Origin of the sequence: Streptomyces sp. NPDC018029 (assembly GCF_044327655.1) — a bacterium.
Classification (GTDB): domain Bacteria; phylum Actinomycetota; class Actinomycetes; order Streptomycetales; family Streptomycetaceae; genus Streptomyces.
In genome coordinates, this window is the sequence record NZ_JBIRFV010000002.1 from 934,500 (window position 1) to 957,324 (window position 22,825).

The 22,825-nt window shown below is 70.8% G+C and carries 21 protein-coding genes; 13 read left to right on the plus strand and 8 right to left on the minus strand.

Features of this window, described 5'->3' with window-relative positions; genetic code table 11:
• Window positions 1–48: 48 nt before the first annotated feature.
• Window positions 49–1,308: an SLC13 family permease gene (locus tag ACH4D5_RS08310; protein ID WP_398299852.1), complete on the minus strand. Its 1,260-nt coding sequence runs from the start codon at window positions 1,306–1,308 to the stop codon at window positions 49–51.
• 48 nt (window positions 1,309–1,356) lie between these two features.
• A complete protein-coding gene (locus ACH4D5_RS08315) occupies window positions 1,357–1,893 on the minus strand; it encodes a GNAT family N-acetyltransferase (RefSeq protein WP_398299854.1) in 537 nt (178 codons plus the stop codon).
• 257 nt (window positions 1,894–2,150) lie between these two features.
• Between ACH4D5_RS08315 and ACH4D5_RS08320 the strand changes: the two genes are divergently transcribed.
• The 4 genes from ACH4D5_RS08320 (at window position 2,151) to ACH4D5_RS08335 (ending at window position 5,871) form a co-directional block, all read left to right on the plus strand.
• Window positions 2,151–3,191: an Rv2578c family radical SAM protein gene (locus ACH4D5_RS08320; protein ID WP_398299856.1), complete on the plus strand. Its 1,041-nt coding sequence runs from the start codon at window positions 2,151–2,153 to the stop codon at window positions 3,189–3,191.
• 119 nt (window positions 3,192–3,310) lie between these two features.
• Complete coding sequence (locus ACH4D5_RS08325) at window positions 3,311–4,909, plus strand: alpha/beta hydrolase (protein WP_398299858.1); 1,599 nt, start codon at window positions 3,311–3,313, stop codon at window positions 4,907–4,909.
• The gene (locus ACH4D5_RS08330) at window positions 4,906–5,304 is read left to right on the plus strand and encodes a RidA family protein (RefSeq protein WP_398299860.1); all 399 of its coding nucleotides are present in this window, start codon (window positions 4,906–4,908) and stop codon (window positions 5,302–5,304) included. Before ACH4D5_RS08325 ends, ACH4D5_RS08330 begins: the two co-directional genes overlap by 4 nt.
• A gap of 30 nt (window positions 5,305–5,334) precedes the next feature.
• Entirely contained in the window at window positions 5,335–5,871 is a 537-nt protein-coding gene (locus ACH4D5_RS08335) for a GNAT family N-acetyltransferase (protein WP_398300013.1), read from the plus strand.
• A gap of 39 nt (window positions 5,872–5,910) precedes the next feature.
• Here the strand turns inward: ACH4D5_RS08335 and ACH4D5_RS08340 are convergent, their stop codons facing one another.
• Window positions 5,911–6,480, minus strand: coding sequence for an adenylosuccinate lyase (locus tag ACH4D5_RS08340; RefSeq protein ID WP_398299862.1), 570 nt, complete (start codon window positions 6,478–6,480; stop codon window positions 5,911–5,913).
• Between the two features lie 352 nt (window positions 6,481–6,832).
• Here ACH4D5_RS08340 and ACH4D5_RS08345 point away from each other — a divergent pair, with 352 nt between their 5' ends.
• From ACH4D5_RS08345 to pssA, 9 genes are all read left to right on the plus strand, one after another.
• Window positions 6,833–8,614 carry a 3-hydroxyacyl-CoA dehydrogenase family protein gene (locus tag ACH4D5_RS08345; RefSeq protein WP_398299863.1) on the plus strand — a complete coding sequence of 594 codons (1,782 nt, stop codon included), beginning with the start codon at window positions 6,833–6,835 and terminating at the stop codon, window positions 8,612–8,614.
• Window positions 8,615–8,729: 115 nt separating this feature from the next.
• Window positions 8,730–9,554: a TetR family transcriptional regulator gene (locus tag ACH4D5_RS08350; protein ID WP_398299865.1), complete on the plus strand. Its 825-nt coding sequence runs from the start codon at window positions 8,730–8,732 to the stop codon at window positions 9,552–9,554.
• A 392-nt stretch (window positions 9,555–9,946) separates the two neighbouring features.
• Entirely contained in the window at window positions 9,947–11,308 is a 1,362-nt protein-coding gene (ccrA, locus tag ACH4D5_RS08355; protein ID WP_398299867.1) for a crotonyl-CoA carboxylase/reductase, read from the plus strand.
• Window positions 11,309–11,344: 36 nt separating this feature from the next.
• Complete coding sequence (locus ACH4D5_RS08360; RefSeq protein WP_398299869.1) at window positions 11,345–13,372, plus strand: methylmalonyl-CoA mutase family protein; 2,028 nt, start codon at window positions 11,345–11,347, stop codon at window positions 13,370–13,372.
• Entirely contained in the window at window positions 13,369–14,334 is a 966-nt protein-coding gene (locus ACH4D5_RS08365; protein WP_398299871.1) for an HpcH/HpaI aldolase/citrate lyase family protein, read from the plus strand. Before ACH4D5_RS08360 ends, ACH4D5_RS08365 begins: the two co-directional genes overlap by 4 nt.
• 6 nt (window positions 14,335–14,340) lie before the next feature.
• Complete coding sequence (locus tag ACH4D5_RS08370) at window positions 14,341–14,853, plus strand: MaoC family dehydratase (RefSeq protein WP_398299873.1); 513 nt, start codon at window positions 14,341–14,343, stop codon at window positions 14,851–14,853.
• A 4-nt stretch (window positions 14,854–14,857) separates the two neighbouring features.
• Window positions 14,858–16,063 carry an acyl-CoA dehydrogenase family protein gene (locus tag ACH4D5_RS08375; RefSeq protein ID WP_398299875.1) on the plus strand — a complete coding sequence of 402 codons (1,206 nt, stop codon included), beginning with the start codon at window positions 14,858–14,860 and terminating at the stop codon, window positions 16,061–16,063.
• A 170-nt stretch (window positions 16,064–16,233) separates the two neighbouring features.
• Window positions 16,234–16,890 (plus strand): phosphatidylserine decarboxylase, encoded by a 657-nt coding sequence (locus ACH4D5_RS08380; RefSeq protein WP_362997563.1) that lies wholly within the window; start codon window positions 16,234–16,236, stop codon window positions 16,888–16,890.
• A complete protein-coding gene (gene pssA, locus ACH4D5_RS08385; RefSeq protein ID WP_362997565.1) occupies window positions 16,877–17,731 on the plus strand; it encodes a CDP-diacylglycerol--serine O-phosphatidyltransferase in 855 nt (284 codons plus the stop codon). Before ACH4D5_RS08380 ends, pssA begins: the two co-directional genes overlap by 14 nt.
• 82 nt (window positions 17,732–17,813) lie before the next feature.
• Here the strand turns inward: pssA and ACH4D5_RS08390 are convergent, their stop codons facing one another.
• Genes ACH4D5_RS08390 through ACH4D5_RS08410 form a run of 5 tightly spaced genes read right to left on the minus strand, consistent with a single transcriptional unit; the run spans window position 17,814 to window position 22,752 of the window.
• Window positions 17,814–19,088 (minus strand): ABC transporter substrate-binding protein, encoded by a 1,275-nt coding sequence (locus ACH4D5_RS08390; RefSeq protein WP_398299877.1) that lies wholly within the window; start codon window positions 19,086–19,088, stop codon window positions 17,814–17,816.
• Window positions 19,085–20,212, minus strand: coding sequence for a branched-chain amino acid ABC transporter permease (locus tag ACH4D5_RS08395; RefSeq protein ID WP_398299879.1), 1,128 nt, complete (start codon window positions 20,210–20,212; stop codon window positions 19,085–19,087). Before ACH4D5_RS08395 ends, ACH4D5_RS08390 begins: the two co-directional genes overlap by 4 nt.
• Complete coding sequence (locus ACH4D5_RS08400; protein WP_398299881.1) at window positions 20,205–21,095, minus strand: branched-chain amino acid ABC transporter permease; 891 nt, start codon at window positions 21,093–21,095, stop codon at window positions 20,205–20,207. Before ACH4D5_RS08400 ends, ACH4D5_RS08395 begins: the two co-directional genes overlap by 8 nt.
• Window positions 21,092–21,898, minus strand: coding sequence for an ABC transporter ATP-binding protein (locus ACH4D5_RS08405; RefSeq protein WP_398299883.1), 807 nt, complete (start codon window positions 21,896–21,898; stop codon window positions 21,092–21,094). Before ACH4D5_RS08405 ends, ACH4D5_RS08400 begins: the two co-directional genes overlap by 4 nt.
• Complete coding sequence (locus ACH4D5_RS08410; protein ID WP_398299885.1) at window positions 21,895–22,752, minus strand: ABC transporter ATP-binding protein; 858 nt, start codon at window positions 22,750–22,752, stop codon at window positions 21,895–21,897. The genes ACH4D5_RS08405 and ACH4D5_RS08410 overlap by 4 nt, the downstream gene beginning before the upstream one ends.
• Window positions 22,753–22,825 lie beyond the last annotated feature (73 nt).

Here is a 22,825-nt window from a genome sequence, read left to right on the forward strand (position 1 = left end):
CACCCTGGCCACCGGCCCCCCAAATCGGGGCCCCCGTGGAGGGCGCGCTCAGCCCGGCAGGAGCCGGAGCGAGAGCCACAGCGCGAGGGTCGAAAGGGCCAGGGCGGCCGGGGTGGTGAGCAGCCCGAGGCGGGTGAACCGGCCGAGGCTGACGTCGTGTTCGTGCTGGTGGGCGATGCGGCGCCAGAGGAGGGTGGCGAGGGATCCGGCGTAGGTGAGGTTGGGTCCGACGTTCACGCCGATGAGCACGGCGAGGACGGCGCCGGGCCCGGCCGGCGCGGCGAGCGGGACCAGGGCGAGGACGGCCGGCAGGTTGTTGATCAGGTTGGCGAGCAGCGCGGCGACGGCGGCGGTGCCGAGCAGCGCGGGCAGCGAGGTGCCGTCGGGGACGACCCGGCCGAGGGCGTCGCCGAGTCCGTTGTCGACGACGGCTCTGACGACGACGCCGAGGGCCAGGACGAAGGCCAGGAACGGCAGCTGGACCGAGCGCAGGATCGCCACCGGTGTCGTACGACGGCGTGCGAGGGCCCGCACGCCGAGGACGGCCGCCCCGGCCGCCGCCGACCAGGCGGGGTCGACGCCGGCGCCGGAGGCCACGGCGAACCCGGCGAGCGTGGCCGCGACGGTCACCAGGGCGAACCGCGGCATCCGGGGCGGCTCCGTGACGTCGGTGCCGTCGACGGGGGCGTCGAGGTCTGCGGCGAAGAACCGCCGGAAGACGGCGTACTCGACCGCGATGGCGACCAGCCAGGGCAACGTCATGAGCAGGGCGAACCGCGTGAAGCTCAGGCCCGTCGCGGTGAAGGCGAGGAGGTTCGTCAGGTTCGAGACGGGCAGCAGGAGGGACGCCGTGTTGGACAGGTGGGCGCTGGCGTAGACGTGCGGCGCGGGGCGGGCGCCCATGCGGGCCGCGGTGGCGAAGACCACCGGGGTCAGCAGGACCACGGTGGCGTCCAGGCTCAGGGTCGCGGTGATCACGGAGGCGAGCCCGAAGACGGCGGCGAGCAGCGTGCGGGGCCGGCCGGCGGCCCGGCGCGCCATCCAGGTGCCGCAGGCGTGGAAGAGCCCTTCGTCGGCGCAGAGCTTGGCGAGCACGAGGACGCCCGCGAGGAAGCCGATCACGGGGCCGAGCCGCGCGGCCTCGTCCCGCACGTCGTCGAGCGGGATCGCCCCGGCCGCGACGACGACGCCGGCGGCGGGCACGGCGAAGGCGGCTTCGGGCCAGCGGAAGGGACGGACGACGGCGCAGACAAGGACCACGGCCAGGGCGGCGACGGACAGGGACTCGACGAGCATGTCTTCGATCATGCATCGCCCGCGGTCCTCTTCGGTCGCCGCCCCGGCGGGGTCGGGTTCCTACCGCTTGCCGCCGGCCGGCTCGGGCGCGGTGGCGCTGAAGCGGGCCACCGTCCCGTCGTCGCTCCAGCGGCGCAACCCGGCCTTCTCCAGGACGCGGACGGAGGCCGGGTTGGACAGGTCGACGTCGGCGTGGACCGTGGTGACCTCCGGCAGGGCCAGGGCGGCCGTCACAAGGGCGCGGGCGGCCTCGGGGGCGTAACCGCGCCCGCGCCGGGAGGGCACCACGCCGTACCCGAGCTCGACGGAGCCCTCGGCGGGCGGCCAGAGCAGGCTGATGGAGCCGACGACGGCACCGCTCGTGCGTTCGACGATCAGCCGGTGGCCGTACGCGCCAGGCGCGCCGGACGGGCCGGTCTGCTCGGCGACGAAGCCCGCGATGACGCGGTCGCCGTCGGCGGGGAAGTCCGCCGTCCAGTGGGCGAGCCGCTCGTCGCGGACGACGGCGGCGATCTCGTCGGCGGACCAGTCCCGCAGGACGAGGCGCTCGGTGATCAGGTCGGTACCGGCGAGGGAGAGAACAGGAAGAGAAGACACGCGACACTCCAGGTCGTTCGGACAAGGGCATGCTGATGAGGCGTCCGGCGGGCCATATTCATCAACCTCCCTCGTCGCGCTGTGATCGCGTGTGTCGCGCGTGGCGCGCGTGTCATGACCCTACCAAGCACGTCTCCGGAGACATCGGCAGCAGAGACCGGCCGAAGAGACCGCGATGTTCCGCTCGCAGATGTTCCGCTCGCACGATCAAGGGAACAAGTGTTCTATTGTGTGGCCAGTGCTACCGAGGAGGCGTCATGCGCTGGGAGAACCTTTCCGACGGGCCGCGCCGGGGCACCGCGGATGCCGCGCTGTTCGGCGCGGACGCGGTGACCACGCGGACCTTCGACACCCCTGAATTCGCCGGAATCACCTTCCACGAGATCCGGGCCCGGTCGATCGTGAACCGGGTGCCGGGTGCGTCCCGCATGCCGTTCGAATGGACGGTCAATCCTTATCGGGGGTGCACGCACGCGTGCGTCTACTGTTTCGCGCGCAAGACGCACAGCTACCTCGACCTGGACACCGGCCTCGGGTTCGACAGCCAGATCGTCGTCAAGGTCAACGCCGCCGAGCTGCTGCGGCGCCAGCTCGCCTCGCCGCGCTGGCACGGCGACCACATCGCCATGGGCACGAACGTGGACTGCTACCAGCGCGCGGAGGGCCGCTACCGCCTGATGCCGGGGATCATCGAGGCGCTGCGCGACCGCGGCAACCCCTTCTCGATCCTCACGAAGGGCACCCTGATCCTGCGCGACCTCGATCTGCTGCGGCAGGCCGCCGCGGTGACGGAGGTCGGGATCTCCGTGTCCGTGGGCTTCACCGACCAAGAGCTGTGGCGCACCGTCGAGCCGGGCACGCCCGCTCCGGAGCGGCGCCTCGACGTCGTCCGCACGCTGACCGGGCACGGCATCGGCTGCGGGGTCCTGATGGCGCCCGTCATCCCCTTCCTGGGGGACCACCCCGACCAGCTGCGTGCCACCGTGCGGGCCATCGCCGCGTCGGGCGCGACGTCCGTGACGCCCCTGGTGCTGCATCTGCGGCCGGGGGCGCGCGAATGGTTCATGGCGTGGCTCGGGCGGCACCACCCGCATCTGGTGCGGCGGTACGAGCGGTTGTACGCGGAGGGCGCCTACGCCCCGAAGTGGTACCAGCGCCGCATCACCCGTCACGTGCACGAGCTGGCCGAGGAGTTCGGCATCGGCCCCACGCGCGCGGGCACCCCGCGGCGCATCCGGCTCCCCGAGGGACCCGAGCCCGAGCCCGCGGCGGGGCCCACTCAGCTCACCCTGCTGTGAGCCCCGTGCCCCTTTCGGGTTGCTTCTCGGCAGGGCGGCTCCGGCCGCGAGGGCTTTCCGGGAAGATGCGCCGAGGGTCACGGCCTGCGGGGCCCTGAGTCGCCGCCCCGGGAGGCCGGATGAAGAAGCGTGCCGTCGTACTCGGTTCAGTCGCCGCCTCGGTGGCGGTGGCCGGAATGGTCATCGCGGTCCCGCCCGCGTCGGGCGCCCCGACCGGCCCCGGCACCCCGTACGCCGCCCAGCACCGGCAGCACGTCCGCCAGCACGCCCCTCTCGCGTGGAAGCCGTGTGACATCAAGGAGCACCCGACGCTCCAGTGCGCGTCGTTGCAGGTCCCGCTCGACCACCGACGGCCGGACGGCCGGCAGATCACCCTCGCCCTGTCCCGCGTCCCGCACACCGCGAAGACCTCCCAGGGGCCCCTCCTGGTGAACCCCGGCGGTCCTGGCGGCAGCGGACTGACCATGGCGGCGTTCGTCGCCGAGGCGCTGCCCGACGAGGTGGCCGCCCAGTACGACGTCATCGGCTTCGACCCGCGCGGCGTCGGCCGGAGCAGGCCCGCGCTGAACTGCCGCCCCGGGCACTTCGCCCCCGTGCGGCCCGCCGCCGTCCCGGCCACGCCCGGACTGGAGCGGGCCAATCTCCGGCGGGCGGAGGCGTTCGCGCGGGCGTGCGCTTCGAAGTACGCGGACATCCTGCCCTTCATCGACTCGGTGAGCACGGTCCAGGACATGGACGCCATCCGCGCGGCCCTCGGCGCGGAGCACATCAACTTCTTCGGTTACTCGTACGGCAGCTATCTGGGCGCGCTCTACGGAAAGCTCCATCCGCACCGGGTGCGCCGCATGGCGCTCGACTCCCTCGTCGACCCGACGGGCGTCTGGTACGGCAACAACCTCCGCCAGGACCTCGCCTTCGACGCCCGCCACAAGGCGCTCATGGCCTGGATCGCCCGGCACGACGCGACGTACGGCCTCGGCAAGGCCCCCGAGAAGGTCGAGGCCGCGTGGCACGCGATGCGGGACGCGGTCGCCGTGCGGCCCGCGGGCAAGAAGGTGGGCGCCGCCGAGCTGGAGGACACCTTCATCCCCGGCGGCTACTTCAACGGCTACTGGCCCCGCCTCGCGACGGCGTTCGCGGCGTACGTGAACGACGCGGACGCCGCACCGCTCGTCGCGGCGTACGAGAGCATCGGCGCGGTCGACGCCGCGGGCGACAACAGCTACAGCGTCTACGCGGCCGTGCAGTGCCGGGACGCGCCGTGGCCGCGCGACTGGCGGACGTGGCGCGCCGACAACGCGCGGGTGCACGCGAAGGCGCCGTTCTCCACCTGGAACAACGCCTGGTACAACGCGCCGTGCGCGTTCTGGCCGACGCCTCACCTGACCCCGCCGGACGTCGCCGGCTCCGCGCTGCCGCCCGTGCTGCTGTTCCAGGCGACCGACGACCCCGCCACCCCGTACGACGGCGCCGTCAGCCTGCACCGCGAGCTGCGCGGTTCCCGCCTGGTGGTCGAGCGGGGCGGCGGCAACCACGGCGTCACCCTGCGCGGAAACCCCTGCCTCGACCGGCACTTGGCCGCCTACCTGACGAGCGGGGAGGTGCCGACCGGCGGCGGCGAGGCCGACGCGGTGTGCGCGGCGCCGCCCGAGCCGAAGCCGCGGAGCACCACCGCGCGCAGGGCGTTGTCACACCCGTGGTCCACGATGGGGTCATGAGCCGACTGACCCACATCAGCGCCCCCGAGGGCGTCGCCCCCGCCACCGCGTACACCCACGTCGTCATGGGATCCGGCCGCTTCGTGGCGATATCCGGCCAGTTGCCCCTGGACGAGGACGGCAAGCCGGTCGGCGAGGGCGACGCGGCGGCGCAGGCCCGGCAGGTCTTCGAGAACCTGCGGCGCTGCCTCGCGGCGGCGGGCGCGACCTTCGACGACGTCGTGAAGCTGACGTATTTCGTGACGGACATGGCGCACATGCCCGCCGTGCGCTCCGCGCGGGACGCGTTCCTCGACCCCGAGCGCCTCCCCGCGTCCTCGGCGATGCAGGTGGTGTCGCTGGTCCGTCCCGAGTTCCTGATGGAGATAGAGGCGTTCGCGGTGGTGCCGGAGTAGGTGGCGGCCGTGCCGATACGAGACGCGGACATGCGGATACGAGACGTGGCCGTGCGGATACGGGAGATGAGCGAGGCCGACTGCGCCGCCGTCGCCGAACTCCGCGTCCGCGGCTGGCAGAAGGCGTACGCCGGACTGATGCCCCAGCCGCACCTGGACGCGCTCAGCATCGAGGAGAGCGCGGCGCAGCTCCGCGAGCGGCTGCCGGCGCGGGGCGAGGCGGGCTCGGTGGACCTGGTCGCCGTGCGCGCCGGGCGGATCGTCGGCTGGGCCTGCTTCGGCCCGGCCCGCGACGACGATCTCCCGCCGGGCGAGAGCGAGTTGTACGCGCTGTACGCGCACCCCGAGCAGTACTCCACGGGTGTGGGCCGCGCGCTGCTCCTGGAGTGCCTCGCTCGCTGTACCGCGGCCGGTCACGGCCGGATGCGCCTCTGGGTCCTGGAGGCCAACACCCGCGCCCGCCGTTTCTACGAACGCGCCGGGTTCACACCGGACGGCGCCCGCGACCCCCAGGAGATGGACGGCATGCCCGTGCCGGAGATCCGCTGCAGCCGCCCTCTTCCCTGACAGCCCGTCTTCGAGGCCGCACACCGGCTCCCTGCGTCCTCACTCCGGCAGCCGCGCGAGTGCCGCCGAGGCCGCCGCCGCGAGGCGGGGGTGGGCGCGGGCGGCCATCAGGACCGGTCTGGCCCGCGCGTCGCCGAGCGCCCCGAGCCCTTCCACGCACGCGAGGGCGATCTTGCCGTACGGATCGTGCGGCGCGAGTCTGCGCTGCAGCGTGGTGATCAGCGCGGGCGCCGACTCCGGGGCGCGCAGCTCCGTGAGGAGGCGCACCGGGTACAGGGCGTACGCGACGCGGAGTTCGTTGGTCGCGAGGGCGGCCGCCGCGCGTGCCGTGCGCGGGTCGCCGAGGCGGGCCAGGGCGTGGGCCGCGGCGGCGCACCGCGGCGGGTCCCGGTGGTTGAGGAGGAGGACGAGCGACTCGAAGGCCCTGCGGTCCCCGGCGACGCCGAGCCTGACCGCCACCAACTCCCTGGCCCACAGGGGCTGCCCCGGGGCGACGAGTGCCTCGGCGAGTTCGTCGAGGTCGTCCGTGGCGACCAGCCTCTCGTACTCCTTCGAACCACCCGCCTCGGCCCGTAAGCGTTCCGTCACTGTCCGCAACTCCTCATCCATGGTCGCGAGCCTAAGCCTTACCCAGCGGTCGCGATGTAGATCACAGACATCGGAGAACATCGCGGGCTGGCGCGCTCGTTACTCGCCGGTTAGTCTCATGTGAGCGGGGCACACTCCTCGTAGCAGTTCCTTTCCTCGCCGTGGCCTGGTGACGCAGCCAAGGCGAGTGCAAGTCGGTTCGGTACTTCACGTACCTCAGTACGACGCGGCTCCGGGACAGAGCCGGTCGGCTTCTCTCACCGGGCGTGCCCTTCGCGCGCCGCCCGGACACACCAGGCACCACTCCCCGCTCGCCGTGCGCTCGCCGCACCCGCGCGCCCCTCAGTCGTCACTCTCTTCCTGGAGTCCACGCATGGACGCTCCCTTGAACACCGTCGCCGTCATCGGTCTCGGCACGATGGGCACCGGCATCACCGAGGTCCTGGCCCGGGCGGGCCGCGAGGTCATCGGCATCGACATCAGCCAGGCGGCGGCCACCCGGGCCGTCGAGTCGCTGGAGGCCTCGACCGCGCGTGCCGTGCACCGGGGACGCCTCACCGAGGAGGAGCGCCGCGGCGTCCTCACCCGCTTCCGCACCTTCACCGACCTGCGGGCCGCCGCCGACGCCGACCTGGTCATCGAGGTCGTCCCGGAGTCGTACGAGATCAAGCAGCAGGTCTTCCGCGAGCTGGACGCCGTCGTGCGCCCCGAGACGATCGTCGCCACCGGCACGAACGCGCTGTCCGTGACCCGTCTCGCCGCCGAATCGGCGCGTCCCGAGCGGGTGTTGGGCCTCCACTTCTTCAACCCGGCGCCCGCGATGAAGCTCGTCGAGGTCGTCTCGTCCGTGCTGACCTCGCCCGCCGCCGTCACCGCGGTCACCGATCTTGCGCACGCCCTCGGCAAGGAGCCCGTCGCGGTCGGCGACCGGCCCGGGTTCGTCGCCGACGGGCTGCTCTTCGGCTACCTCAACCAGGCCGCCGCGATGTACGAGGCGAAGTACGCGTCCCGCGAGGACATCGACGCCGCGATGCGGCTCGGCTGCGGCCTGCCGATGGGGCCGCTCGCGCTGCTCGACCTGATCGGCGTGGACACCGCCCGCACGGTCCTCGACGCCATGTACGCCGAGTCGCAGGACCGGCTGCACGCCCCCGCGCCGATCCTGAAGCAGCTCAGCGAGGCGGGGCTGACCGGGCGCAAGGCGGGCCGCGGCTTCTACACGTACGCCGAGCCCGGCAGCGACGAGGTGGTGGACGACGCGCTGACCCCGGCGGCGGGCGAGGAGATCGCGCGGGGACGCACGGTCCGCTCGGTCGGTGTCGCAGGCTCGGGGACGATGGCTTCCGGTATCGCGGAGGTCTTCGCCAAGGCCGGCTTCGACGTGGTGCTCGCCGCGCGCACGGACGAGAAGGCCGAGACCGCCAAGGCCCGGATCGGCAAGTCCCTCGCGCGCTCCGTCGACAAGGGCAGGATGACGGCCGAGGCCGCCGCGCAGGCGCTGAAGCGGATCACACCCGCCGGGTCGTACGAGGCGTTCGCCGACGTCGATCTGGCCCTGGAGGCCGTCGCCGAGGACCTGGACATCAAGCGGCAGCTCTTCGCGACGCTCGACAAGGTGTGCAAGCCGGGCGCGATCCTGGCCACCACGACGTCGTCCCTGCCGGTCGTCGCCTGCGCCCGTGCCACGTCGCGGCCGCGCGACGTGATCGGCATGCACTTCTTCAACCCGGCGCCGGCGATGAAGCTGGTCGAGGTGGTCCGCACGGTGGTGACCGCGGACGACGTGCACGCCACGGTCCGCGAGGTCTGCACGAAGATCCGCAAGCACCCGGTGGACTGCGGCGACCGCGCCGGTTTCATCGTGAACGCGCTGCTGTTCCCGTACCTCAACAACGCGATCAAGATGGTCGAGCAGCACTACGCCTCGCTGGACGACATCGACGCGGCGATGAAGCTCGGCGGCGGCTACCCCATGGGCCCCTTCGAGCTCCTGGACGTCGTCGGCCTGGACGTCTCGCTGGCCATCGAGAAGGTCCTGCACCGTGAGTTCCGCGACCCGGGCCTGGCCCCGGCGCCGCTGCTCGAACACCTGGTGGCCGCGGGCTGCCTCGGCCGCAAGACGGGCCGTGGCTTCCGCGAACATGCCCGGCGCTGAGCCGGCGGAGGGTCGTCCGGGCGAACGGACGGACTGGGGCGGGCTGCTCGAACCCTCGGGCAGCCCTCTCCCCCAGAAGCACAGCCCCGTCCCTCAGGAGCACCGCGGCGCGCATATGCAGTACGTTCGTGGCATGTCCAAGGCCGCCAAGTCCTCACGCAACACCAGCCCCGACGCCCCCGAGAGCGCCGCGGGCAACCGTGCCGCAGCCCAGCGGCTCAAGATGCGCAGGGAGCTGGCGGCCGCGGCCATGGAGCTCTTCGCGTCCAAGGGGTACGAGGCGACGACGGTCGACGAGATCGCCGCCGCCGCGGGCGTCGCCCGCCGGACCTTCTTCCGGCACTTCCGCTCCAAGGAAGAGGCGATCTTCCCGGACCACGACGACACCCTGATCCGCGCGGAGGCCGTGCTCAACGCGGCACCGCCGCACGAGCACCCGCTGGACACGGTGTGCCGGGGCATCAAGGAAGTCATGAAGATGTACGCGGCGTCGCCCGCGGTCTCCGTGGAGCGCTACCGCCTCACCCGTGAGGTCCCCACGCTCCGGGAGCGCGAGATCGCCTCGGTGGCCCGTTACGAACGGCTTTTCACGCGCTATCTCCTCGGCCACTTCGACGAGCACGCGCACCACGACGGCAACGACGACCCGCTGCTCGCCGAGGTCGCCGCCTCCGCGGTGGTCACCGCCCACAACCACGTCCTCCGGCGCTGGCTGCGGGCCGGCGGTCAGGGCGACGTGGAGACCCAGCTGGACCACGCCTTCGCGATCGTCCGCCGCACCTTCGGCACGGGGATCGGCGCGGGCCGCGACACCCTGCCCGCCGCGGGCCCGGCGACGGTGTCCGCACAGGGTGAGGTCCTCGTCACGGTGGCCCGCACGGACGCGCCGTTGGACGAGGTCATGCGCACCATCGAGAAGGCGCTGCGCGAGCGCTCATAGGCACCATTTGAGCTATTTCGTCCTTGTCTTTTGAGGGGGCGCTACCGGTCGGTAGCGCCCCCTCAGCCATGCCGCCACCCCCTCTGACCTGCACTGATCGATCATCGGTCAAAAACTTCTGGCACCCAGTGTCTTGCCGACTGGCACGCGGTGCCATACGTTGATGTTGTCCGGGCGGCCGGCGTGCAGAGATCATCCGTACGTCGGCTGTCCCCTCAGGCCTCGGTCTGTGCGCCCGGACGCCTGCGTCACAGGCACCTCCCACGCCCCACCAGGGCGTCGCCGAGCAGCACCCTTCGCCGAACCGACGGCACACCTCCACCGCAACTTCAGCACCCGACGCAACCCTCAAGAGCGTTCCCCTCAGACGCTTCTTCGCCGGAGGCAAAACCGTGAAGGAAATCCTGGACGCGATTCAGGCCCAGACCGCGACCGCGAGCGGCACCGCCGCGGTCACGTCCGCCGACTTCGCCGCTCTCCCCCTGCCCGACTCGTACCGCGCGATCACCGTGCACAAGGACGAGACGGAGATGTTCGCGGGCCTCGAGTCCCGTGACAAGGATCCCCGCAAGTCGCTCCACCTGGACGACGTGCCGATCCCCGAACTCGGCCCCGGTGAGGCCCTGGTGGCCGTCATGGCCTCCTCGGTCAACTACAACTCCGTGTGGACCTCGATCTTCGAGCCCGTCTCCACCTTCAGCTTCCTGGAGCGGTACGGCCGGCTCAGCGACCTGAGCAAGCGCCACGACCTGCCGTACCACATCATCGGCTCCGACCTGGCGGGCGTCGTGCTGCGCACCGGCCCCGGCGTGAACGCCTGGAACCCGGGCGACGAGGTCGTCGCGCACTGCCTCAGCGTCGAGCTGGAGTCCTCCGACGGCCACAACGACACGATGCTCGACCCCGAGCAGCGCATCTGGGGCTTCGAGACCAACTTCGGCGGCCTCGCCGAGATCGCGCTCGTCAAGTCCAACCAGCTCATGCCGAAGCCGGACCACCTGAGCTGGGAGGAGGCCGCCTCGCCCGGCCTGGTGAACTCCACCGCGTACCGCCAGCTGGTGTCCCGCAACGGCGCCGGCATGAAGCAGGGCGACAACGTCCTGATCTGGGGCGCGAGCGGCGGACTCGGGTCGTACGCCACGCAGTTCGCGCTCGCCGGCGGCGCCAACCCCATCTGTGTCGTCTCCAGCCCCCAGAAGGCGGAGATCTGCCGCGCGATGGGCGCCGACGCGATCATCGACCGCAACGCCGAGGGCTACAAGTTCTGGAAGGACGAGCAGACCCAGGACCCCAAGGAGTGGAAGCGCTTCGGCAAGCGCATCCGCGAGCTCACCGGCGGCGAGGACATCGACATCGTCTTCGAGCACCCCGGCCGCGAGACCTTCGGCGCCTCGGTCTACGTCACGCGCAAGGGCGGCACCATCACCACCTGCGCCTCGACCTCGGGCTATATGCACGAGTACGACAACCGCTACCTGTGGATGTCCCTGAAGCGCATCATCGGCTCGCACTTCGCCAACTACCGCGAGGCGTGGGAGGCCAACCGCCTGATCGCCAAGGGCAAGATCCACCCGACGCTCTCCAAGACGTACCGCCTGGAGGACACCGGCCAGGCCGCCTACGACGTCCACCGCAACCTCCACCAGGGCAAGGTCGGCGTCCTCGCCCTCGCGCCCGAGGAGGGCCTGGGCGTGCGCGACCCGGAGAAGCGGGCCCAGCACATCGACGCGATCAACCGTTTCCGCAACGTCTGAACGCACTGATCTGAACGCACTGAGGAGCAGCGGAACATGACAGAGCGTCAGAAGGACCGGCCGTGGCTGATGCGGACCTACGCCGGTCACTCCACGGCGGAGGCGTCCAACGAGTTGTACCGCCGCAACCTCGCCAAGGGGCAGACGGGCCTCTCGGTCGCCTTCGACCTGCCCACGCAGACCGGCTACGACCCCGACCACATCCTCGCCCGCGGCGAGGTCGGCCGGGTCGGCGTGCCGGTCTCGCACCTCGGCGACATGCGACGGCTGTTCCAGGACATCCCCCTGGAGCAGATGAACACCTCGATGACGATCAACGCCACCGCCATGTGGCTCCTGGCGCTCTACCAGGTGGTCGCCGAGGAGCAGGGTGCCGACATCACCAAGCTCCAGGGGACGACGCAGAACGACATCGTCAAGGAGTACCTCTCGCGCGGGACGCACGTCTTCCCGCCGGGTCCCTCCCTGCGGCTGACCACCGACATGATCACGTACACGGTGGCGCACATCCCCAAGTGGAACCCGATCAACATCTGTAGCTACCACCTCCAGGAGGCGGGGGCCACACCGGTCCAGGAGATCGCGTACGCGATGTCCACCGCCATCGCGGTTCTCGATGCCGTACGCGACTCGGGGCAGGTCCCCGAGGAGAAGTTCGGGGACGTCGTGGCCCGCATCTCCTTCTTCGTGAACGCGGGTGTCCGCTTCATCGAGGAGATGTGCAAGATGCGGGCGTTCGGGCGGATCTGGGATCAGGTCACGCGCGAGCGGTACGGCATCGAGAACCCGAAACACCGCCGGTTCCGCTACGGCGTGCAGGTCAACTCCCTGGGCCTGACCGAGGCCCAGCCGGAGAACAACGTCCAGCGCATCGTCCTGGAGATGCTGGCCGTGACGCTCTCGAAGGACGCACGCGCGCGTGCCGTGCAGCTGCCCGCCTGGAACGAGGCGCTCGGGCTCCCCCGGCCCTGGGACCAGCAGTGGTCGCTGCGCATCCAGCAGGTCCTCGCGCACGAGAGCGACCTCCTGGAGTACGAGGACATCTTCGACGGCTCGCACGTCGTCGAGGCGAAGGTGGCCTCGCTCGTCGACGAGTCCCTCGCCGAGATGGACCGCATCGAGAAGATGGGCGGCGCGATGGCCGCCGTCGAGTCCGGCTACCTGAAGTCGCAGCTCGTCTCCTCGCACGCGGAGCGCAGGGCCCGCATCGAGTCGGGCCAGGAGAAGATCGTCGGCGTGAATTCGTACGAGTCCACGGAGCCGAGCCCCCTCACCTCGGACCTGGACGCGGCGATCATGACGGTCGACCCGGCGGTCGAGGCGCGTGTCGTGAACGCACTCAAGCACTGGCGCGACACCCGCTACCAGCCGCCGTTCAACCACCCGCGCCCCTGCAAGGCCCTGCAGCGGCTCAAGGAGGTGGCCGCCGGGACGGGCAACCTCATGGAGGCCACCCTGGAGTGCGCACGCGCCGGTGTGACGACCGGGGAGTGGGCGGGGGCCCTGCGGGAGGTCTTCGGGGAGTTCCGGGCCCCCACGGGCGTCTCCAGCGCTCCTGTGGCGGTCACCGCGGAAGAGGGCACGCCGCTCGCCCTCGTCCGCGAGAAGGTCGCACGGACGGCCGAGGACCTCGGTGGCGGCCGGCTCCGCTTCCTGGTCGGCAAGCCGGGCCTCGACGGGCACTCCAACGGCGCCGAGCAGATCGCGGTGCGCGCGCGGGACGCCGGCTTCGAAGTGGTCTACCAGGGCATCCGCCTCACCCCCGAGCAGATCGTCGACGCGGCGCTCGCCGAGGACGTGCACGCGGTCGGCCTCTCGATCCTCTCCGGCTCCCACGCGGAGCTCGTGCCGGACGTGCTCGTCCGGCTCCGCGAGGCCGGCGCCACCGACATCCCCGTCATCGCCGGCGGCATCATCCCCAACAGCGACGCCGAGGACCTGAAGGCGGCGGGTGTGGCCGCCGTCTTCACCCCCAAGGACTTCGGCATCACCGAGATCATCGGCCGTATCGTCGACGAGATCCGGAAAGCGAACCACCTCGACCCTCTGGAGGTCCCCGCATGACCGCCCCCATCAACCGCCTTCGTCCGCGGCGCTCCTGCCTCGCGGTGCCGGGCTCGAACCCGCGCTTCCTGGAGAAGGCCCAGGGCCTCCCCGCCGACCAGGTCTTCCTCGACCTGGAGGACGCCTGCGCGCCGCTCGCCAAGCCGGAGGCCCGGCACACCATCGTGAAGTTCCTCAACGAGGGCGACTGGACGGGCAAGACGCGGGTCGTGCGCGTCAACGACTGGACGACCGAGTGGACGTACCGCGACGTCGTCACGGTCGTCGAGGGCGCGGGCCAGAACCTCGACTGCATCATGCTGCCGAAGGTCCAGACGGCCGACCAGATCGTCGCGCTCGACCTGCTCCTCACCCAGATCGAGAAGACCATGGGCTTCGAGGTCGGCAAGATCGGCATCGAGGCGCAGATCGAGAACGCGCGCGGCCTGAACAACGTCAACGCGATCGCCGAGGCCTCCCCGCGCGTCGAGACGATCATCTTCGGCCCGGCCGACTTCATGGCGTCGATCAACATGAAGTCCCTGGTCGTCGGCGAGCAGCCGCCCGGCTACCCGGCGGACGCCTACCACTTCATCCTGATGAAGATCCTGATGGCCGCCCGCGCCAACAACCTCCAGGCGATCGATGGCCCCTACCTCCAGATCAAGAACGTGGACGGCTACCGCGAGGTCGCGAACCGCGCCGCCGCGCTCGGCTTCGACGGCAAGTGGGTCCTGCACCCCGGCCAGGTGGAGGCCGCCAACGAGGTCTTCTCGCCCTCCCAGGAGGACTTCGACCACGCCGAGCTGATCCTGGACGCGTACGAGTACTACACGTCCGAGGCGGGCGGCAAGAAGGGCTCGGCGATGCTCGGCGACGAGATGATCGACGAGGCCAGCCGGAAGATGGCGCTGGTCATCTCCGGGAAGGGGCGTGCGGCCGGGATGCGGCGCACGTCCAAGTTCGAGGCCCCGGAGGCGTAGGACATCATGCAGTTCGGCCGCACCTACGAAGAGTTCGAAGTCGGCGCCGTGTACAAGCACTGGCCCGGAAAGACGGTCACCGAGTACGACGACCACCTCTTCTGTCTGCTCACCATGAACCACCACCCCCTCCACATGGACGCGAACTATGCGGAGAAGACGACGGACTTCGGGAAGAACGTCGTCGTGGGCAACTACATCTACTCGCTGCTCCTCGGCATGTCCGTGCCGGACGTCTCCGGCAAGGCGATCGCCAACCTGGAGGTCGAGTCGCTCAAGCACGTGGCGCCGACCTTCCACGGCGACACGATCTACGGCGAGACGACCGTCCTCGACAAGACGCCATCGAAGTCCAAGTCGGACCGCGGGATCGTCTACGTGGAGACCAAGGGCTACAAGCAGGACGGCACGCTCGTCTGCGTGTTCCGCCGCAAGGTGATGGTGCCCACCGAGACGTACACCAAGGAGCGCGGCGGCGAGCAGCCCGGCCGCCCGGAGCTCAAGTCCCAGGAGAAGTGAACCCATGAGCCGACTCGCGCAGACCGCCGGTCTCACCGACATCCAGCGGGAGATCCTGTCCACCGTCCGGGACTTCGTCGACAAAGAGATCATTCCTGTCGCGACCGAACTGGAGCACCGCGACGAGTACCCGCAGCAGATCGTCGACGGCCTCAAGGAGTTGGGGCTCTTCGGCCTCATGATCCCGGAGGAGTACGGCGGCCTGGGCGAGTCGCTGCTCACGTACGCGCTGTGCGTCGAGGAGATCGCGCGCGGCTGGATGTCGGTCTCCGGCATCATCAACACCCACTTCATCGTCGCCTACATGCTCAAGCAGCACGGCACGCAGGAGCAGAAGGAGACCTTCCTGCCGCGCATGGCGGCCGGCGAGGTGCGGGGCGCGTTCTCCATGTCGGAGCCGGGGCTCGGCTCCGATGTGTCGGCCATCACGTCGAAGGGCGTGAAGGAGGGCGACGAGTACGTTCTCAACGGCCAGAAGATGTGGCTGACCAACGGCGGCACGTCCACTCTGGTGGCCGTCCTGTGCCGGAGTGACGAAGGACACCCCGAGGGGACGGCACCCCACAAGTCCATGACGACGTTCCTCGTGGAGAAGGAGCCCGGTTTCGGCGAGGTCCGCCCCGGCCTCACCATCCCGGGCAAGATCGACAAAATGGGCTATAAGGGTGTCGACACCACCGAACTCATCATGGATGGCCTGCGAATTCCGGCCAATCGCGTGCTCGGCGGGGTCACCGGCCGAGGGTTTTACCAAATGATGGACGGTGTCGAGGTCGGCCGCGTCAATGTCGCGGCGCGTGGCTGTGGCGTCGCTCAGCGTGCGTTCGAGCTCGGCGTCTCGTATGCCCAGCAACGTCACACTTTCGGCAAGGCCATCGCCCAGCACCAGGCGATTCAGTTCAAGCTGGCCGAGATGGCTACCAAGGTCGAGGCCGCCCATGCGATGATGGTGAATGCAGCACGCAAAAAGGACTCAGGGGAGCGAAACGACCTCGAAGCAGGGATGGCGAAGTACCTCGCCTCCGAGTACTGCAAGGAAGTCGTGGAGGACGCGTTCCGGATTCACGGCGGCTACGGCTTCTCGAAGGAGTACGAGATCGAGCGTCTCTACCGGGAGGCTCCCATGCTGCTGATCGGTGAAGGTACCGCCGAGATCCAGAAAATGATCATTGGCCGACGGCTACTCGAAGAGTATCGATTCCAGGGCTAGATGCCCGGTTTGGGCCACTTTCGCCGAGAAGAAGATCACACCCTGTCAACACTCTTCGGCCGCTGACTCGGCTTCCTGGCTTGCCCAGTTGTGGCTCGCAACCGATAACATCCGGAAAAAGCCGCCGTCCCCCGTTCACTGCGCGGCATCATCCGCTACGAAGGTCATCCATGCCCCACAGCCAAACCTCTGCACCACGCGACGGCATTCTTCAGGGACGCCTTGCTCGCGGAGCATCGCCGTGGCTCCTGCCGACCGTCGCCACCGCCGCACTCAGCCTCGCCCGCGCGCGCCGCTCCAAGAGCGCCGCGGCCGTGGCCGTACCCGCCACCGCTCTCGCGGCGGGCATGCTGTGGTTCTTCCGCGACCCCGAGCGCGAGATCGCTCAGGGCCGGGTCATCTCCCCCGCCGACGGCGTGGTGCAGAGCATCATGCCGTGGAAGGACGGGCGTACCCGCGTCGCCATCTTCATGAGCCCCCTGAACGTCCACGTCAACCGCGCGCCGCTGGCTGGCACGGTGACGTCCGTGGAGCACATCCCCGGCGGGTTCGTCCCGGCGTTCAACAAGGAGAGCGAGAACAACGAGCGCGTTGTCTGGCACTTCGACACCGAGCTCGGCGACATCGAGATGATCCAGATCGCGGGCGCGGTCGCCCGGCGCATCGTGCCGTACGTGCCGCAGGGGTCGAAGGTGGAGCAGGGCGAGCGGATCGGCCTGATCCGCTTCGGCTCGCGCGTCGACATCTACCTCCCCGAGGGTGTCGAGGTGGACGTCGAGGTCGGTCAGAAGACCGTGGCTGGGGTGACTCGCATTGACCGTGGTTGATCCCGAGACACAAGCGGGCTGGGTGCCCGAGGCGGTGCAGGACGAGGCCGACGAGGAGATGCCTCTCTCACTGCGCCTGTCGATAGCGGACACCCTCACCCTCGGCAACGCCACGTGCGGCTTCATGGCGGTGTACTTCACCACCACGGGCATCCTCATCCCGTACGTGCAGGGCAGCACCGAGAGCGGCATGGCGCGGCACTCCGCCGCGACCGCCGTGATCCTGATGCTCTGCGCGGCCGTCTTCGACCTGTTCGACGGGCTCGTGGCCCGGAAGCTGCGGTCCTCGCCGATGGGCGCGGAGCTGGACAACCTGTCGGACCTGATCAGCTTCGGTCTGGCGCCGGCGTACTTCGTCCTCGTCTACGGCATGGTCGCCGACGACGCCCACCAGCGGGTGGCGGCGGTCGGCGCGATCGTCGTGCTGTTGGCGGTGGTGCTGCGGCTTGCGCGGTTCTCGTGCGTGACCGTGAAGGACGGCACCTTCCAGGGCATGCCGTCCCCCTTCGGGGCGCTCACGGTCGTCTCGATCGTGCTCCTGGAGCTGCCCTTCGTGGCGACGCTCCTCGCGATCATCGGCACGGCCTGGCTCATGGTCAGCCGCGTCGAGTACCCGAAGCCGCGGGGCCCCCTCGCGGTGGCCATGCTCTCGTGGATCGTCGCGGCCATGGGGCTCCTCGCGGCCTGGGCGTTCGACGCGCCGGGCGGCCAGCTGCTCCTGCAGACCGGGTGTGCTCTGCAGCTCGTCCTCGGAGCGGTGATTCCCCTCTTCGCCACGGCTCGGAGGGTGAACAACTTCCGGGGCAACCGCAGGGAAGCGCGGGCGGCGCAGTTGCCGTAGCTTTTCGTACGTAGCAAAGGGGGCCTGAACCGTATGGTTCAGGCCCCCTTTGCTTGCCGTTGATCGCCCTTCGGGCTCGTCCTCAATCGCCGGACGGGCTGAAATCCTGCGCCGCGTCCGCCGCTGCCGGTTGGCGGACCACCTTCATGCCGCCCGTCGCCTTCTTGTCCGGCTGGAGGATGACGCTCTCCTTGGAGGAGGGTGCCTTCGGGTCGGTGAAGTTCTGGGTGACGCCGAAGCCGGAGTCGAAGTCGTCCAGCGTGAGGAGGGCCTTGTCCACGCCCTCGCGCGTGAGGTCCTTGTCCTCGCACGCCTTCTTCAGGGCCTGGCCGAAGACGGACGCGGCCGTCCAGCCCGCCACGACGCCGTTGTCCAGGGAGTCCTTGGGGTGGGCCTTCTTGTAGTCGGCGACGAGCTTCTTCGCCGCCGTCGTGTCCGCGCCGATGGGCAGGGTGGGCGAGGCCACGTAGTAGTTCTTCATGAGGGCCGGGCCGGACTGCGTGGCGAGCAGCTGCGGGGCGAACGCCGAGTTGTTGCCGATGACGGGGACGTCGAAGCGGCCCGCCGCCGCGACGCCGACCAGGGACGCGGCCTGGCGGGGGCCCGCGCTGATGACGACGGCCTTGACGCCGGCCTTCTTCAGGGCGGAGACCTGGGCGGTCATGTCGTTGTCCGTGGGCTTGATCTTCTGTTCGACGACGGTGAGGCCCGCCTCCTCCGCCATGTGCTTCGAACCCTTGAGGGCGCTCTCTCCGTAGTCGCCCTCGAAGTAGACGTGGCCGAGCTTGTCGCCCTTCTTGAGGCCCTTCTCCTTCATCAGGAAGTCGATCGCGTTGATCGTCTCCAGGTCGTACGTGGAGCCGATCACGCGCACGTAGGGGCTGCCCAGCAGGTTCGCCGACCAGGCCTGCGGCAGGACGAGGGCCTTGTCGCCGTCGATGCGCTGCTTGACTGCGGCGACGAACGGGGAGCCGATGAACTGCGCGAAGCCGAGGACCTTCGGCTCCAGCTCGGTGTAGGCGGCGACGGCCTTCTGCGGGTCGTAGCCGTGGTCGCGGACGGTCAGCTTCAGCTTGCGGCCGCAGATGCCGCCGTCCGCGTTGGTCTGGTCGACGTAGAGCTGCTGGGCCTGGGTGACGCTCTTGCCGAGGGTGGCGTAGACGCCGGTCATGTCGGTGAGCACGCCGAGCTCGATGGTCTCGCTCGTCACGCCGTCGCCGGACTTCACCCCTCCCGCGCCCTCGTCGCCCTTGTCGTCGTCCTTCGCCTTGGAACTGCACGCGGTGAGCGCGAGCAGCGCGGCGACGGCTGTGGCGGCCGCCGTGGCCCTCGTCAGCGCGATTCTCGGTGTTCTCATGCTTCCTCCCCTGGAGTGCCTGGTCTTGGCTTGCTGCGCCGGGCGGCGATCCTCGCCAGGCCGCCGGGCAGGAAGAGCACCACCGCCACGACGGCGGCGCCGTACAGATACCGGGACGCCTCACCCGGTGAGATCCCGCCGGTGCCGGGCGCCGAGACGAGGGGCAGCGCGTCGCTGTACCGGGTGAGCAACTGCGGCAGCAGCGAGACGAGTGCGGCGCCCGCGACCGCTCCGGCGACCGAGCCGAGGCCGCCGATGACGATCATCGCGAGGTACTCCAGGGAGAGCGTCATGCCGAAGTAGTCCGGCACGGTGCGCTGGAAGACCAGGGCGAGCAGGACCCCGGCGAGGCCCGCGTACATCGACGACAGGACGAAGACGCCGGCGCGGTAGCGGGCCACCGGGACGCCGATCACGCCCGCGGCGACCCGGTGGTCGCGGATCGCGTTCATGGCGCGCCCCGGGCGTCCGCGCAGCACGCCGCGGGCGAAGAGGCCGCAGCCGAGGAGCAGGACGAGTCCGACGTACCAGAGCTTCTCGGCGGCGCCGAACGGCACGGCCGCGATCACGACCTCGCTCTCGTCGAACGTGATGCCGAAGAGGTTCAGGGGTGGTACGTCACGTCCGTTGGAGCCGCCCGTCAGGTCGTGGGCGTTGAAGAGCACGTGCTGCCCGATGAAGATCAGCGCGAGGGTCGCGATGCCGAGGTAGGCGCCGCTCAGGCGGCCCGCGATGGGGCTGAAGAGGCCGCCCGCGAGCCCGGCGACGGCCACCGCGAGGGTCGCGGCGAGCCAGGTGGGCAGGCCGAGCCCCGTCAGGCCTTCGCCGCCGTCGCCTGCGAGGACGCAGTAGCCGTACGCCCCGATGGCGAGGAAGAAGGCGTGGCCCATGGAGAGCTGGCCCGTCGCGCCGGTGAGGAGGTTGAGGCCGATCGCGCCGATCGCGGCGGCCATCGCGAAGAGGCCCGCCTGGAGCCAGAAGCGGTCCAGGTAGAACGGCACGGCGAGCAGGAGGACCGCGGCGACGGCCCACACGTAGGCGCGGGGGCGGCCGAGCCGCGTACGGGCCGCGGTGGGGGCGGGGCGGGCCGGGCGGGTGGCGGGGGCCTCGGAGACCTCAGACACGGGAGAGCTCCTTCGTGCCGAACAGCCCGGCGGGTCGCAGCAGCAGGATGACGGTCATGACGAGGTAGGGCGCCAGGTCGCCGAGCCCGCGGCCGAGGAAGCTGAGCTCGCTCTGGTAGCCGGTGGCGAGGGACTCCGTGACGCCCACGACGAGGCCGCCGACCAGGGCGCCCGTCGTGGAGTCGAGGCCGCCGAGGATCGCGGCGGGGAACGCCTTCAGCGCCGCGAGGGACGTGGCGCGTTCGAGTCCGGGCGTCGGGAAGACGGTGAGGAACAGCGCGGCCACGGCGGCGAGCGCGCCCGCCACCGCCCACGCGCCGAGCGACACCCTGCCGAGCCGTACGCCCATCAGCGCGGCGGTCTCCGGGCTCTCGGCGGCGGCCCGCATCGCCACGCCCCACGAGGTGTAGCGGAAGGCGAGGAGGAAGACGGTGATGAGCAGCGCCGCCGCGACGAACGCCGCGATGCGGGTGTGCGCGAGGGAGACCTGGCCGACGGTCAGCACGTCGTCGCCCCACGGGTCGCCGAGCGGCAGGACGTCGGTGCCGAGGCGGCGGGTCAGTTCGGTGGTGAGCAGGATGTCGACGCCGATGGTGACGATGGCGAGGACGCTGTGGTCGGAGCCGCGGTAGCGGCGCATGACGAGGAACTCGACGGCCGCCCCGACCACCGCGGCGCCCGCGATGCCGACGAGCAGCGCCGCCCAGAAGCCGAGGTCGTCGTGGAGCGAGGCGGTGACGTAGCCGCCCGCGAGGAGCAGCGAGGCATGGGCGAAGTTGACCACCTCGGTGGCGCGGAAGATGACGACGAAGCCGAGGGCGATGAGGGCGTAGACGGAGCCCATCGAGACCCCGTTGAGGAGGAGTTCGGTGAAGGTGGTCACGGTCGCTCCTCCCCTTCACCGGTCCGGCCGCCCTCGCCCAGATAGGCGCGTACGACCGCCGGATCGTTCTGTACGTCGCCGGGAGCGCCGTCGGCGATCCGGCGCCCGAAGTCGAGTACGGTCACCGCGTCCGCGAGCCGCATCACCACCCCCATGTCGTGTTCCACCAGGACGATCGAGATGCCGAGGCTGTCGCGGACGCCCGCGATGACGGCCGCGGTGCGGCGCCGTTCGTCGGCGGTCATGCCGGCGACGGGCTCGTCGAGGAGCAGCAGGCGCGGCTCCATGCACAGGGCGCGGGCCAGCTCGGCGAGTTTCTGCTGTCCGTAGGGCAGGGCGCCCGCGGGCAAGTCGAGTTGGTGTTCCAGGCCGACGAACGCGGCGATCTCGCGCACGCGTTCGCGGTGCCTGCGCTCCTCGCGGGCGGCCGATGGCAGCCGGAGCCCGGCGGCCACGAAGCCGGTGCGGGTCAGGCGGTGGCGGCCGAGGAGCAGGCTGTCGGCGACGGTGGCGCGCGGCGGCAGGGCGAGGTTCTGGAAGATCCGGGCGACGCCGAGCCCGGCGATCTGGTGCGGCCGCATGCCGGTGAGCTCGTGCTCTCCGAAGCGGACGCTGCCGCCGCTCGCGCGGTAGACGCCGGACAGGACGTTGAAGCAGGTCGACTTGCCCGCGCCGTTCGGTCCGATGACGGCGTGCACGGTGCCGGGGCGGACGGTGAAGCTGACGGCGTCGAGGGCGGTGAGCCCGGCGAAGCGGACCGTCAGGTCCCGTACTTCCAGGGGCGGTACGGTCGTCCCGGTCACCGTGCGTCCTCCCAGCGCGGCAGCGTCGGCAGTGCGCCGAGACCGCGGGTGGCGTCGGCCGCCGCGTCCTCGTCGACCACGCCGAGATAGCGGCGGCGCACCTCGTCGGAGGCGGCGAGCTCGTCCGCGGGTCCCGCGAGGGCGACCTCGCCGACGTCGAGGACGTACGCCATGGAGGCGAGCCGCAGCGCGAGGGCGGCGTTCTGCTCGACGAGGAGCACCGAGATGCCCTGTGCGTTGATCTCCTGGACGGTGTCGGCGATGCGGGCGGCCATCAGCGGTGCGAGGCCGAGGGACGGTTCGTCCAGGAGGAGCAGGCGCGGGGACGCCATCAGCGCCCTGCCCACGGCGAGCATCTGCTGCTCGCCGCCGGAGAGGAGACCGGCGCGCTGGGCGCCGCGCTCGGCGAGGACGGGGAAGAGGTCGTGGACGCGCCGCAGGGCGGCCGCCTTGGCGGCGCGCGAACCGGTGGAGCCGAGCGCCCCGGCCCGCAGGTTGTCGGTGACGGACATCCTGGCGAACACCTGGCGCCCCTCGGGCACGTGGGAGATCCCGGCGGCCACCACCCGGTCCGGCGCGAGGCCGTCGACGCGCCGCCCGTCGAAGTGGATGTCGCCCGAGGTCAGCGTCCCGCCCTGGAAGGAGAGGGTGCGCGAGATCGCGCGCAACAGCGTCGACTTGCCCGCGCCGTTGCCGCCGAGCACGGCGACGACGGCGCCGTCGGGCAGGTCGAGCGAGACGCGGCGCAGGGCCCGCACGGGCCCGTAGCCCACCGACACGTCCCGCACGACGAGCCCCCCGCCGCGGGCGCCGGGCCCGGCCTTCCCGGCGCCCTTCACATCGGATCCAGCCATATCGCCCTCTCGTCCCGCCCGGCCGTCCGCCGTCGCGTGGCGCTCACCCCAGCACCGCGGGAGCGGCCCGTCC

Excerpts from the sequence above, each read along its gene's own strand:
- ACH4D5_RS08310 (WP_398299852.1), bottom strand. The coding sequence starts at position 1,308 with ATGATCGAAGACATGCTCGTCGAGTCCCTGTCCGTCGCCGCCCTGGCC.
- ACH4D5_RS08320 (WP_398299856.1), top strand. The coding sequence starts at position 2,151 with ATGCGCTGGGAGAACCTTTCCGACGGGCCGCGCCGGGGCACCGCGGAT.
- ACH4D5_RS08325 (WP_398299858.1), top strand. The coding sequence starts at position 3,311 with ATGAAGAAGCGTGCCGTCGTACTCGGTTCAGTCGCCGCCTCGGTGGCG.
- ACH4D5_RS08330 (WP_398299860.1), top strand. The coding sequence starts at position 4,906 with ATGAGCCGACTGACCCACATCAGCGCCCCCGAGGGCGTCGCCCCCGCC.
- ACH4D5_RS08335 (WP_398300013.1), top strand. The coding sequence starts at position 5,335 with ATGCGGATACGAGACGTGGCCGTGCGGATACGGGAGATGAGCGAGGCC.
- ACH4D5_RS08340 (WP_398299862.1), bottom strand. The coding sequence starts at position 6,480 with ATGGATGAGGAGTTGCGGACAGTGACGGAACGCTTACGGGCCGAGGCG.
- ACH4D5_RS08345 (WP_398299863.1), top strand. The coding sequence starts at position 6,833 with ATGGACGCTCCCTTGAACACCGTCGCCGTCATCGGTCTCGGCACGATG.
- ACH4D5_RS08350 (WP_398299865.1), top strand. The coding sequence starts at position 8,730 with ATGCAGTACGTTCGTGGCATGTCCAAGGCCGCCAAGTCCTCACGCAAC.
- ACH4D5_RS08360 (WP_398299869.1), top strand. The coding sequence starts at position 11,345 with ATGACAGAGCGTCAGAAGGACCGGCCGTGGCTGATGCGGACCTACGCC.
- ACH4D5_RS08365 (WP_398299871.1), top strand. The coding sequence starts at position 13,369 with ATGACCGCCCCCATCAACCGCCTTCGTCCGCGGCGCTCCTGCCTCGCG.
- ACH4D5_RS08370 (WP_398299873.1), top strand. The coding sequence starts at position 14,341 with ATGCAGTTCGGCCGCACCTACGAAGAGTTCGAAGTCGGCGCCGTGTAC.
- ACH4D5_RS08375 (WP_398299875.1), top strand. The coding sequence starts at position 14,858 with ATGAGCCGACTCGCGCAGACCGCCGGTCTCACCGACATCCAGCGGGAG.
- ACH4D5_RS08380 (WP_362997563.1), top strand. The coding sequence starts at position 16,234 with ATGCCCCACAGCCAAACCTCTGCACCACGCGACGGCATTCTTCAGGGA.
- ACH4D5_RS08390 (WP_398299877.1), bottom strand. The coding sequence starts at position 19,088 with ATGAGAACACCGAGAATCGCGCTGACGAGGGCCACGGCGGCCGCCACA.
- ACH4D5_RS08410 (WP_398299885.1), bottom strand. The coding sequence starts at position 22,752 with ATGGCTGGATCCGATGTGAAGGGCGCCGGGAAGGCCGGGCCCGGCGCC.